This window comes from Flavobacterium sp. J27, assembly GCF_004303025.1.
Classification (GTDB): domain Bacteria; phylum Bacteroidota; class Bacteroidia; order Flavobacteriales; family Flavobacteriaceae; genus Flavobacterium.
On the sequence record NZ_PJQW01000019.1, the window covers coordinates 1 to 12,404 of the forward strand.

The following is a 12,404-nucleotide window of genomic DNA, read 5'->3' on the forward strand; positions in this document are numbered from 1 at the left end:
GATCACCAATTTTTACAATCTTGTAACGTTGTCCATCCCGTTCATCTAACAGCGAGCTTAAATCGGCTTCTGTTATACTTGTTGTAGATGTACAGGTGCTGGCATCTCTAACGGTTAGTGTATAATCTCCAGGTTCAATATCGGAAAAGATATTGGATGTTTGAAATGTTGTTCCATCTATGGAGTACTCATAAGGGGCTACGCCTCCTGTAGCCGTTGCTCTTACAGTGTATTCTTCTGCAATCGCTGTTACTGTTAATGTGCTATTCTCACACGAGTTGTTTGTATTGTCATCATTGGAACAAGATGTTGTTAGACTTATTGTAAGCACTAATGCTATTGATTTAATAAGATTTTTAATTTTTAGATTCATGATTTTTAATTTTTATATAATAAATAGGCTAATTCTTATTGTTTTGTATTTCGTTATATCTCTTTTCAATTTCGGATAGATTGGGTTCTTGCTTCATCCATTTTACCCTTTCTTCTTGCGTATCCATCCATCTATAAATCCAACTGACTCCCCATTTTTTATAATAGGTATCTTCTTGATTATAGATTGAATCTGTTAACGATTCTTCAAAGCTTATAATGTTGTAATCTTCTTTCTTTAATCTTGATATAATTTCTACTAAATAATCTGTATTTATAGCATTATCATGGCATAGGTAGATTTGTTTAATCGGGCGATTGTAAATAGTATTGGCCATGGTTTCATAAAAGGCTACCAACTCCAAGGTCTTTTCAACATATTGTTCGCCAATTACTTTTGCTTTCTCTGATTCTCCAGTATCTAAATAGTGTTGATACACGGTATTAAACATCCAATCGGAACTTTCAATGGTAAAAGGAGCTATTGTGTAATTCTTTGACTTTAAGTATTCCCTAATTTGCATGTGTTGAATTGAATCTTTTCCCATATCGTTAAATGGAAACCGAAAGTATTTGACTTCTTTATTGTACTTTGAAGCGTATTGTTTTGTTAACTTTTCTCCTTGTTCAATATCCTTTATAAAATTCGCAAAACCTACCTCTGAATATCTGGGGTGACTATAGGTATGATTCCCGATTATCGCTCTCTCATCTTTAATCCATTGTTCCAATACCTTATTGTTCTTATCTAGAAATTTGGTTTTGTAAATTTTATCCTCGTTGATAAAAATGGTAAAGAGCACCTCTAAAGAGTCTAATTTCTGTAATAACAATGGGTTGAAATTGTCTTTTTGATATTTTATTGTATTAGGTACATCATCTATGGTGATGGCTATGGATTTTTGTTGAGCAAAGGTTAATTGCCCAAAAACTGAAAGCGTTATTATGAAAAGTCGTTTCTTCATTTTGTTTTAAATTCTTGAAAAGTCAATCGGTATTGTATTAAGTTTTTATATTCTTTCCCTTTTTTAGTATGCTCTTTTAACTCTCCTTCCTTTACCATTCCATTCTTTATCATCACTTTTCCTGAAGCGATGTTTTCTTCAAGATGTGTTGCATAAATTTTATTTAGATTAAGCTCTGTAAACCCAAAGTTTAATATGGCTTTTACTGCTTCTGTTGCATAACCAAGGTTCCAATATTTTTCGGCTATCCAGTAGCCTAATTCTGCTCGATTAAACTTATTGTCAACTTTTAAACCTATGCCTCCCATAAATTCATTTGAGGTTTTAATTTTAATACCAAAAGTGAACTGTGACTTATTTTCAAATCCTTGATTGGCACTGTTTATCCAAAAAATAGCATCTTGTTCTTTGTATGGATGTGGAATGTTTAAAGTTTTATCAGCAATTTTTTTATTACCTGCATATTCAACAATTTTTGGAATATCATGGAATGTTAACTTATCTAAAACCAATCTATTAGTATTTATTTTTGGAAACTCAATCATGATTTATTCTCATTTTTTAATTTGACTAATAATAGTAGCATCTACCCAATAAATATCCTGATTATTAGTATAGAACAAATATTTACCATCTTTGGTTACAAAAGGACAAAGCTCATGACCTTCTGTATTAATAATTGCTCCCATATTTTTAGCCTTTGACCAATTACCTATATCATCCTTAAAACTAATTTGCATACATATAGTACGTTAGAATGATTGCTGACATATTTTAGCTTGTGACATCGCTCGAAAACCTCTGAAACCCTTATGAATTATATACATTGTTGCCCTACTATTTTTATAGTCCTAATTTATCCATTTCATTTTTTTCATACTTGCTGCTTTCTCCCGGATATCTCAATTCAAACCCTCCTTGCTGTTTAGCTTGCATCCATATTAAACTTTGTTCGGCTGCCATTCTAGCTGGTTTTTCTGAATAAATCGGATCTAAAATAGCCTCACTATAATCATCTATAATCCAACCCTCATTCTTAAATTTTTCAATTAAATCATTTAAAAATAATGCTGAAGTTAAATTTAGATGTAACAAAACCGTGTGCTTTATCTGTCGTTGATTAATTTGTACAGAAAGATTATTGTAATACAGCGCTCTCTCATAAATATGATTGACATAATATTCTCGAAATCCATTAATATCAGCATTTGGGTGCTGTTTTAATCGCTTTATCAACCTCATGTTTATATACCAATCAGATGCATCAATCGTTACCCAGCCTTGCTTAAAACTCTTTTGTAACAGGTATGAATTAATACTATCTCTTTTAACTATGGTGTTTCCTCCTTTTAAATAGGGAAAACGAAAAATATTTTTGTAATTCTCATACTCAGATATTAGTACCTCGCATTTTTGAATGTCTTCTATGTATGCTTCACAAGTCATTAAAGAGTCGTTATAATTATTATGGCTATAAGTATGATTTGCAATTATATGACCGGCCTCATCCCATTTCTGCAATAGTTTTTGACCCTTTTTGCTATCTAAATTTTCACCCGTAACAAACCAGACTGCTTGAATATTATTGTCTTTCAAACTCTTTCTAATCATTGAATTCCAATCCTCATTTTCATAGAATAAAATGTTTTCTGTACTACCGTCATCAAACGAAAAGGAAATATGTGGTTTTTCTTTCTTTTTGGTTTTGTATACCCATTCATTAAAGAAATCTTCTAGGTTGACTCCCGATGATTCCTCAATAGCTTTCTGAAAATCTCTGGTATCAACAGTTCCCCCTAAGTGTATTGTACTGTATAATCGAATGGCGTCCCAGAACGCTTTATCACCTAATTTTTCTTTTAGCAAATGGATTACATATGCCCCTTTAAAGTAAACCAAGTTCCTATCATCTTTTGATGGGTTTGACCAATTCTCGAAAACAAGAGATCTATCTTTACCCCGTTCTTTTATTCCTTCATATGCTTTATAGTAAGCTTCAATATTTGCAAGATAAACCTCCTTACCAAAGCGATATTCGTTGTAAGCCGCGGACATAAAGGTTGCCATTCCTTCGTTCAACCAAAAGTGATTCCAGCCTTTACAGGTTATCTGATTTCCCCACCATTGATGCGCCATTTCATGTGAAATAAGATTTGTTTCGGTACTGTCCGTTAATACCATTTTCCCATAATTGTCTTTCAACATTGAAAATCCAGACATCTCTTGAAAATATTTGCCAGTGAGTACTTGAGAATAAGTAGACTGAAAATATTTAATACCAGACTTTTCTTCTAAAAATGAAAGTATATTCGGAGTCTCCTTAAAAATATCCTTAATCTGCTCCGAAGAATAGTTTAGCGAATAGTATTTAAGCAACATACCATTATATGTCTCTTCTGCTTCATTGAATCTGCCTATTGCAAATCCGTATGTGTAACTGGGTGATTCGGTATTTAAGCAGTACGAATAAATTGTTTTGCCATTCCTTTCCTTCTTATTTACCAACTCTCCGCTTGCAATACACATTTTATCGTTCGGCACAGTAATATCTATAAGTAAAGCAGCTTTATCTTCTGGTGAATCATTACATATCATCCAATCGCTAGTGAAATAAGATGTATAAGCTTGGTCATCAACTTTATCGAAAATAAGTCCCTTTTTAGGGCGTCCTTGATATTCAACAATAATCCTGTTTTTCAAACCATCCCTTTTGGAAAGGTAAACAACCAAATCTTGGCTGATTTTCTTAAACCCTACTACATTCTCCCCATTAACTTTGTCAATATTGAGGTTTCCACATTTGAAAATTACCGAATCGGCATCACTATTTATTTGGAAATTGATTACAACTGAACCTTTTAAATAATTATTATCGATATTAGCTTCAAGTGTTAGGTGATAGTTTGTAACATCAAGTTGAATATCTTTTGAACTTGCATTTTCCGAATTATATAGTAACAATAGTATTGCAAAAATTGATATGATGTTTTTTTTTGTAATAATTAATTCTCTATGTAGTTCGTTTTTGTAGTAAGGCATAACAGTGGTATTAAAAAATGAGTGATATATTAACTATTTGGTTTTATATTTTTTAAATTCTTTAATAATTGCAGCGTCAACCCAATAAATATCCTGATTACTAGTGTAGAAAAAATACTTACCATCTTTGGTTACAAAAGGACAGAGCTCATGACCTGCTGTATTAATAACTGCTCCCATATTTTTGGCTTTTGACCAATTGCCAGCATCATCCTTAAAACTGATGTATAAATCTCCTTTTCCATAACCTTCTTTTCTGATGCTACAAAAAATAACATATGATTCATCCGGTGAAACAAAGACATCGGCTTCGTAAGCTTTCGTTATTATTGAATCCCCGAGTAATTTTGGCTTTTGAAATGTTCCATCTTTAAATTCAGAAGAATAGATATTAAAATTATGCTGTTTATTTTCTTCAGCATCTTTATTAGAAGAAAAGTACATGCTTCCATCTTTTGCAAACGACATGTAGTATTCGTTTTTGTTGGTGTTGATATTTGACCCTACATTAATCAATTTTGGACTCCACTTATTGTCCTCGCGTTCTATATACCAAATATCATAATCTTCTTTTATATCGTCACTTTCTAATGCTTTATTAGATATAAAGTAGAGTCTGTTTTCATCAGGTGATAGAAAAGGGTCGTTTAAACTATATTTATCGTGCGAAAGCAACACTTTAGGTTCTGACCAGTTTTCACCTGCTAATTTGGTATAACATATTTTTGCTTTTCCATTGACATCCACTCCATAATAGAATTCAGTGGCTTCCCTATTAAAAACCGAACCGAATTCGGATTCGTTCTTTTTTGAAATAAGACCTGGTGCGAAAACCTTTGGGTTTGATGTAGGTGGGGTTTGACCTAAATATTTTAGATCACCATTGTAATATTCAACAATTCTTAACATTAAAAAAACAGGAAGAAAAGTGAATACAATAATACCGTATGATTTAACTTTTTTCATTCTATTCCAAATTTGTTAGTTATTGCTTCTAATATTTTATCGGCATTATAACCAACTCCTTTTTTAAAAACGTGTTCAACATTTTTAATTACTGAGGTATCTGTTTCTAAATTTCCATTTAAGATTACAAAATCAGCTCTTTTACCCACTTGAATAGTACCTATATCAGAACGCTCTAATACTTTTGCTCCGTTATTTGTCATAATCTGAATGGCTTCTTGGGTAGAAAATCCAGATTCTAGAAGTAATTCATAGTTTCTTTGATCTCCGAAACCTGGCAGTACATGTCTTCCAGCATCTACACCTGCACACAATAAACCACCCATTTTATAATATTGATATTCAAACAACATTATGCGTTTTAATCTATTATTTCTGATTGTATCATTTATATTTTTATCAAAATCTGTTCGTCTATCTTTATATTGATTTAATAAAAATGGAGACATCGCTTTTAATGTTCTTACATCTGCATAAGCTCTGTTTGGAATACTCGCTTCATAAATAGAGAGTGTGGATGTTAAAACCACATTATTATCAATCATTAACTGCTGTAGCTCTTTTACTTTTTGACTACCAATATCAAGGTTGTCCATATAGTTGTGATCCCCATTGCAAATACCATATTCTTTATTACTTCTAAAATCACTAGCACTATTTAAACCATGTTCTATACAGTCGATTCCTTGCTTTGTAGCTTCTTCGAAGGTTATAGAACATAAGTGACCTCTTACTTTACAATTATTTTCATGAGCTTTATCAATAATTATTTTTAAATCAGTCGGTGAAGTATTTCGATAGACTTTAAACCATTTTACACCTTGATCTAGCCAATGTTGCAAAGTGTCTTTCAGATGTTTTGTATCTCTTGGAATAATCATATTGGGATTGCCACCTTCTCCTGTTATAAAAGGCGCGCTAGGAATAATGTCAGGTCCAATCTGTTTTCCTGTTTCTATCCGTTTTGATAGTGCTAATTCTTTATATGGTGCTGCTGCACCACAGGTTTGAATGGTTGTCACCCCTGACGCCAGATATAATTTAGACGCTATATCTCCTACATCAGGGAATCTTGGAATATGTAAGTGGTTGTGCATGCCTACTATACCAGGAATAATGGTTTTTCCTTTTAGATTAATAGTTTTAGCGTTTTTTGGGATATCGATATTTGTAGCATTTCCTATTGCTTTAAAAACTCCATTTTCTATAATTATTGTTTGGTTCTGTTTTATGGATTTGCCTGTTCCATCTACCAAAATAACATTAGTAAATGCTATTAAATCTTCTTGATACTTAATATAGGGCAATATGCTATCGGATAATTCTCTATTTTGATTCTTTTGTTTGTTAGATAACCCTTTGTCTGTTGAAATGTTTTTACAACTAAAAAAGCATACGAAGAAAATAAAAATGAAGTGTTGATATAATGAGTTGATTGTTGACATGTATTAATCTTTATTAAATGAATTATAAGTTAAACTCCTCCAAAGAAATTCTAGTGGTCCTTGCTTATAATACCTCAACCAAACAAATGTTACTATTATTTGAACTATCCAAATGACCACAACAAATCCCAAAAGTTCAAATCTAGTATAGCTATTAAATAAAGCAAAGCCATAGCCATAAAATAAAATTCCTAAAATGATGTTTTGGAAAATGTAATTAGACAATGCAGTTTTGCCTATTTTAGTAAAAATTTTAAGTTTTACATTCTTTAGATATTTTTGATAGATGCCATTAAGTAATAACACATAAGCTACTCCTAAAATTTCTTTTGGAAAGGTAAATAACAGTGCTTTCCATGTACTGATATTTGGGATGTGATCTTCATAAGTCCAACTATAATAACGCATATAGTTTATCACTAGACCTACAATTAAAACAGATACAGTGATAATCCAATAATATTTCCACACCTTATAGTTAGAAAAGATACCCGTTCTAAATAACAGCATACCCAATATCATTACGATTAATGACGATAGAATTAACGATTGATAGTAAAACTCGCCTTTGTGAACATTATGATTTTCATAAGAGTTAATAACCCCTTGCCAATATGTTGGTTTTGGATTAACAATTTCTTCCGATATACTATACTTTTTTTTTGAATATCTGTTCTCCCAAGAAGCAATTAACTTCATATCTTTTTCCGTTTTTTCCTCTTCAGTTCTATTTACTGTCTCAATATAATTAGCAAAAGATTGTTGTCTTTCTGTAACACTTTTATAAGATTTTAAAAACAAAAAGAATGATAAAAACAAAATAACAACCATCAGGTTTTTACTTTTCATAGAACGAAATGGTAATAAAAGCAAACCACAAATAGCATAATGATATAATATATCTCCATCCCAAATAAAATAAGCATGAATTACTCCGATTATAAATAACCACAATAACCTTCTGGTATAAATATCCATGACTTTCAACCCAGATGTTTTTTGATTAATACGTTCCATGAAAATGAAGAAGCCAACTCCAAAAAGCAATGCGAACATGGTATAAAACTTACCTTGTGTTAAAAAATATATCCAAAAACGAGTATGATGATCTATTGGATTCTTATACCCATATTGCCATGAACTCCAAGGATTAGGATAAACGAAAGATTCTATATTAATAAATAAAATGCCAAGAATTGCAACCCCTCTTAGAAAATCTAAAGAAGGGATTCTTTCTGACGCTGATATTGGTTTTATATTATATTTCATAGATGACTTAAATCGTTTGATAATTATACTCTATTGTCATAACTATTGATATTCAAAATAAATAGTATTTCAAGTATCAAAGGGTTTAACACTATCTACAAGACTTTTAGAATAGGAGGTTAACCTACTTTTTTATCTCTAAAGCGAGATGTCGAATCCTAGAATCCTGGCTAAAATGAAAAAACACCTTCATAATGTAAACAGTATAAAACAAGTTAACCATTAGGTAAATTTTATGTCTATATAGTGATTCTTGAATTAAAATAGTGAGCATGCATTATTTGAATCCGTTGGTTACTGACAATTGGTCTCATATTGATTTCCTGTTGTATAGTGATAAAGTGTTTTGCTATAGTTTCCATTTTCATACATAGATATCATGTCAAAATACTGGAAGGTACAGTTGCCATCTGGCCATGTAGCTTTTGCAGCTACTTCAATAATGCGACCAATGTAAGATACAGTAATTACATCGCTCCAGCTACCAGAGGTAATTAAAACATCGGTGAAATTTTCTTTCCACCCTTTTTCCTTAGCATGTTTTTGAAGTGCTTTTAAAGCTTCTAATTTTATTTTATCATCATTCATAGCTGCGGTTGGCATTTTAGGCTTATCTACCCAACTGTTCATGAATATTTCCTTATGTTTTCTGAACTTATTTTCTATATCGTTTTTTGCTTTAAACTTCATCTCTATAGCCTCTTGTTCGCTATATTTCTTCTTTTCGTCACCAAATAGAATTATGGATTTATCTCCTTCATTATAGATATAATGAATGCCATCTGCACCAAAATATAAATACTCATCTGGGTCGCTTCTTCCCCAATAGTTAGGAGTATCATAATAAACAAAGAGGTTTGGATTTAAATGATGTCTGTAAAAGCTCTGTGTACTCATTTTACTTGTTAAAGAGAGCATTTTTATTTTAACCGTATTTTTATCAATCACTTCCACATGCATTCTATTCTTTTTGCCCAAAGAGCTGATGCTCTTATAGGTTTTTTCGGTTTGAAATCTTTCATCTGCCAACGCTTTAGCATATTTGCATAACAGTCGTGGGAAGTAGAATTTTTCCTTACCATTTTTTAATATATTTCGTCTTAATTCGGCTGAATTTTTTTTAGAATTAACTAAAGACCGATCTTGAGACAAAATTTCATAATAATCGGCTGGATCAGCAGTTGCATAATTAAAATTGCCATTAAATATATAACGTTCCAAATAGCCATTGTTTTCGGCTATAAAATAGAAAAAACCATCACCTACATGTAAATACAATCCATCTGTACCTTGTACAGATTTTAATTCCCTAGTGTTTTCTGTTCCATCCTCGTTCTTAAATGTTGCTGTAAACTTTCCATTTTCACAGCATTTGGATATCTCTATAGTACCATCGCTGCCTGTGCGGTAATATGTGCCATTTTTTAGTTGTGCTTGAGTCGAAAAACCTATAAAGGTTAAAAACAAACCCAAGATTATTTTGGTTGTTTTCATAAAAATAAATTCGTGTTTAAAATGAATTAAAAGTATACTTGATATATAGAGACACTCCCAAAATAGCTTAATAAAACTTAGTTTTGAAGTAATTAATTTTTTATAGTGTGATAAACGTTTATTCTTTTATGAATTTAAAGGCATTTCCGTTATTAAATTTCAAGAAGTACAGTCCATTTTTTAAGTTTCGAATGTCAATTTTTTCCTTATTAGAAATAGCTCCTTTTTTAACTTCTGCTCCTTGGGTATCAATGATTTTATAATTTTCTTTAGCTGTTAGTCCAGAAGCTTGTAAAAAATCATTTGAAGGATTTGGGTATAAACGAAACGGTATGTCAGTATTGAAATCATTAATTGCAAGTGTAGATAAATTAATTTTTAAAATTTTATTGCTGCCATATTCTGCAATATAAAGGTCATTTCCATTGAATGTAATCCCATATGGGTCATTCAATCCCGAAACAACATCTGTTGCCGTTGGCATTGTTGCCGTAATATCTATTTTTGAAATTTTATTACCATCATATTCTGAAATATAAAGGTCGTCTCCGTTGAATGCAAGTCCGACAGGAGTATTTACCCCCGTAACAACATCTGTTTGTGTTAGCGTTGTTGCTGAAATATCAATTTTTGAAACTTTATTACCTTGATAATTGCCAATATAAAGATCATTTCCGTTGAATATAAGAGCAGAAGGACTATATACACCATACACACCTGTTAGTGTTGGCGTTGTTGCCGAAATATCAATTTTTGAAATTAAATTACCGCCATAATCAGCAACATAAAGGTCATTTCCATTTAATGCAAGGCCATAAGGATTATTTAATCCCGTAACAACATCTGTTGCCGTTGGCATTGTTGCCGTAATATCTATTTTTGAAATTTTATTACCATAATACTCAGAAATATAAAGGTCATTTCCGTTTAACAAAAGTTCTATAGGACCCGCTAATCCCGTAACAACATCTGTTGCAGTTGGCGTTGTTGCCGAAATATCAATTTTTGAAATTTTATTACCATAATATTCAGCGATATAAAGGTCATTTCCATTTAATACAAGCCTAACAGGCCTACTTAACCCTGTGACAACATCTGTTGTAGTCTGTGCTTCGGTACTAATACCAAATAATAAAATAATTAAGATTAAAATGTAATTTCTTTTCATGAGTTTAAAATTTAAATGTATTAATGTTTGCTAACAACACCATAATTGGGATATACTATGGTTTTGATATTATAATTTTATTTTTTAAGGGCAAGCTGTCGTATTATAACTTGCTGCATCGTTTTTGTTCCAATTGTTAGGAGGTGCAACCTAAATCTATCTTAGTAATGAATCTTAACTGAATCGACTTGATTAAGCCCCATTTCATGGAATTTTTTTACCAGTTCATTACCAAAGTTCATTACCAGATCCTCTTTTAATTTATTCATACCTGCCCATTGTTCTGTTCCTATAGAATAACTAAAATCAATTTCATCACTATTGGTTGAGTAACAAGGGATTGAACATACGGGTTCTATTTTATCCCAATCAACCAGTATTAGTAAACCTGTTAACACACCAGGCTCATATGAATTACCGTCTATTTTTGGATATATTGACCTATCGTCAAGGGTATAAAAAATAGCAACATTTTCATCTACAAATTTTTCAGACCATTCCGCTAATTTGGGAATCAAATCTTGTACATTATCTTTTTTTTCTATTACTTTTTCCCAGATAGTATCTTGTTCAGTAATATAAGAATAAGCCAAAAAATTCATTTGTTTTCTCGAATTTTCATTAGCACAAAAATGAAAAAGATTAGGTGATTCTCTTTGGTAATAAACAGGTTTTTTATTCTCTTTTCCAAATTGCATTAACATACTAATATCAATAACATTAAAATTTACCTTTCCGTCCTTTATCTTAATGTATTTACTAATACTGTCTGAACAAAGTGTATTAATTTCCTCTTTACTCAGATTATAATTATGGGCAAGGCCACGTAAATTTCTTCGAAACCTTTGTATGTCATCGAGTTGTTCTTGAGGACTCGGATAAGTTCCAACTGAATCGCAGGATATAAAAAAACAGGTTACCACTGCTAAAGAAAAAAGTAATTTACTGATTTTCATAATAAAATTGTGTTTAAATATTTTATAAAATTTACTCGTAACAATTGCCTGTTTCAACAGGTGTTTTGGGGTAATCACTGACCATAAACTTTAAGGGTTTTATGTAAATTCTATTTTTTAATTCTATACTAAACGTAGTTGATTCATCCCATTTCCATATCTTCTTTTTGCGGGTTACCACTTGACCATTAAACACTTCGGAAATTTCTTCTTCTCCAGTTATTTTTCCACAAGATACTTTTGCCACCATTTTAGTATCATGTAAATCTTTTTTAGTATTAGTATGTTGCAATAAGGAACGCTTTTTCAACCTTTCCTTCATGTCACCTGTAAATATTTCAAAATATGCATATTTTTTGCCACCAAAACGCGCTGTAAATTCTTCTTGGGTCAGACCAATATGGCTTCTAGCATACTTCTCTCTTCCCACAAAAATCTCAATATCAATCCCATCACAATTAAAATGTTCTTTTTTTAGGTCAAAAGCTACAATCAAGTCTTTAAAGGTATAACATTCCAGAGCGTCGATTTTTTGACTACCTCCTTTTACAAAAAAGCCTTGGGTAGGAGATTCCGGTTTCGATTCACTTGAAGTTTCTTGTTCAATTTCAATTTGAGCATTTAAGGGTAATGCTAATAAAATTAGCATAGTACACAATAGGTTTTTAATTTTCATGGTAATTTTCATGATTATTTTTTAAAATGATATTATAAATTTGTTTATGTTTTT

12 protein-coding genes are annotated in these 12,404 nt (G+C 31.4%); all 12 read right to left on the bottom strand.

Translation table 11 applies throughout. The features are described 5' to 3' along the window. On the bottom strand, positions 1–373 hold a 373-nt coding region (locus CX675_RS18670), incomplete at its 3' end, for a hypothetical protein (RefSeq protein WP_130736776.1). A gap of 28 nt (positions 374–401) precedes the next feature. After that, positions 402–1,337 (bottom strand): polysaccharide deacetylase family protein, encoded by a 936-nt coding sequence (locus CX675_RS18675; RefSeq protein ID WP_130736777.1) that lies wholly within the window; start codon positions 1,335–1,337, stop codon positions 402–404. Then, positions 1,334–1,882 carry a GNAT family N-acetyltransferase gene (locus CX675_RS18680; protein ID WP_240723694.1) on the bottom strand — a complete coding sequence of 183 codons (549 nt, stop codon included), beginning with the start codon at positions 1,880–1,882 and terminating at the stop codon, positions 1,334–1,336. Before CX675_RS18680 ends, CX675_RS18675 begins: the two co-directional genes overlap by 4 nt. Positions 1,883–1,891: 9 nt before the next feature. After that, complete coding sequence (locus tag CX675_RS18685; protein ID WP_130736778.1) at positions 1,892–2,077, bottom strand: PD40 domain-containing protein; 186 nt, start codon at positions 2,075–2,077, stop codon at positions 1,892–1,894. Between the two features lie 103 nt (positions 2,078–2,180). Then, positions 2,181–4,376, bottom strand: coding sequence for a M1 family aminopeptidase (locus CX675_RS18690; protein ID WP_130736779.1), 2,196 nt, complete (start codon positions 4,374–4,376; stop codon positions 2,181–2,183). Between the two features lie 33 nt (positions 4,377–4,409). Continuing rightward, positions 4,410–5,342 carry a sialidase family protein gene (locus CX675_RS18695; RefSeq protein WP_130736780.1) on the bottom strand — a complete coding sequence of 311 codons (933 nt, stop codon included), beginning with the start codon at positions 5,340–5,342 and terminating at the stop codon, positions 4,410–4,412. Then, complete coding sequence (locus CX675_RS18700; protein ID WP_130736781.1) at positions 5,339–6,787, bottom strand: amidohydrolase family protein; 1,449 nt, start codon at positions 6,785–6,787, stop codon at positions 5,339–5,341. Before CX675_RS18700 ends, CX675_RS18695 begins: the two co-directional genes overlap by 4 nt. Positions 6,788–6,790: 3 nt before the next feature. After that, complete coding sequence (locus tag CX675_RS18705; RefSeq protein WP_130736782.1) at positions 6,791–8,056, bottom strand: DUF418 domain-containing protein; 1,266 nt, start codon at positions 8,054–8,056, stop codon at positions 6,791–6,793. A gap of 294 nt (positions 8,057–8,350) precedes the next feature. Then, positions 8,351–9,550, bottom strand: coding sequence for a hypothetical protein (locus tag CX675_RS18710; protein ID WP_130736783.1), 1,200 nt, complete (start codon positions 9,548–9,550; stop codon positions 8,351–8,353). Positions 9,551–9,668: 118 nt separating this feature from the next. After that, the gene (locus CX675_RS18715) at positions 9,669–10,718 is read right to left on the bottom strand and encodes a T9SS type A sorting domain-containing protein (RefSeq protein ID WP_130736784.1); all 1,050 of its coding nucleotides are present in this window, start codon (positions 10,716–10,718) and stop codon (positions 9,669–9,671) included. Positions 10,719–10,879: 161 nt separating this feature from the next. Beyond that, the gene (locus CX675_RS18720) at positions 10,880–11,674 is read right to left on the bottom strand and encodes a hypothetical protein (RefSeq protein WP_130736785.1); all 795 of its coding nucleotides are present in this window, start codon (positions 11,672–11,674) and stop codon (positions 10,880–10,882) included. A 31-nt stretch (positions 11,675–11,705) separates the two neighbouring features. Next, on the bottom strand, positions 11,706–12,362 hold the full coding sequence (locus CX675_RS18725) for a hypothetical protein (RefSeq protein ID WP_130736786.1): 657 nt from the start codon (positions 12,360–12,362) through the stop codon (positions 11,706–11,708). Positions 12,363–12,404 lie beyond the last annotated feature (42 nt).

Coding starts and splice junctions, on each gene's coding strand:
- CX675_RS18705 (WP_130736782.1), bottom strand. CDS start 8,056: ATGAAATATAATATAAAACCAATATCAGCGTCAGAAAGAATCCCTTCT.
- CX675_RS18685 (WP_130736778.1), bottom strand. CDS start 2,077: ATGCAAATTAGTTTTAAGGATGATATAGGTAATTGGTCAAAGGCTAAA.
- CX675_RS18710 (WP_130736783.1), bottom strand. CDS start 9,550: ATGAAAACAACCAAAATAATCTTGGGTTTGTTTTTAACCTTTATAGGT.
- CX675_RS18720 (WP_130736785.1), bottom strand. CDS start 11,674: ATGAAAATCAGTAAATTACTTTTTTCTTTAGCAGTGGTAACCTGTTTT.
- CX675_RS18695 (WP_130736780.1), bottom strand. CDS start 5,342: ATGAAAAAAGTTAAATCATACGGTATTATTGTATTCACTTTTCTTCCT.
- CX675_RS18690 (WP_130736779.1), bottom strand. CDS start 4,376: ATGCCTTACTACAAAAACGAACTACATAGAGAATTAATTATTACAAAA.
- CX675_RS18715 (WP_130736784.1), bottom strand. CDS start 10,718: ATGAAAAGAAATTACATTTTAATCTTAATTATTTTATTATTTGGTATT.
- CX675_RS18725 (WP_130736786.1), bottom strand. CDS start 12,362: ATGAAAATTACCATGAAAATTAAAAACCTATTGTGTACTATGCTAATT.
- CX675_RS18700 (WP_130736781.1), bottom strand. CDS start 6,787: ATGTCAACAATCAACTCATTATATCAACACTTCATTTTTATTTTCTTC.
- CX675_RS18675 (WP_130736777.1), bottom strand. CDS start 1,337: ATGAAGAAACGACTTTTCATAATAACGCTTTCAGTTTTTGGGCAATTA.
- CX675_RS18680 (WP_240723694.1), bottom strand. CDS start 1,882: ATGATTGAGTTTCCAAAAATAAATACTAATAGATTGGTTTTAGATAAG.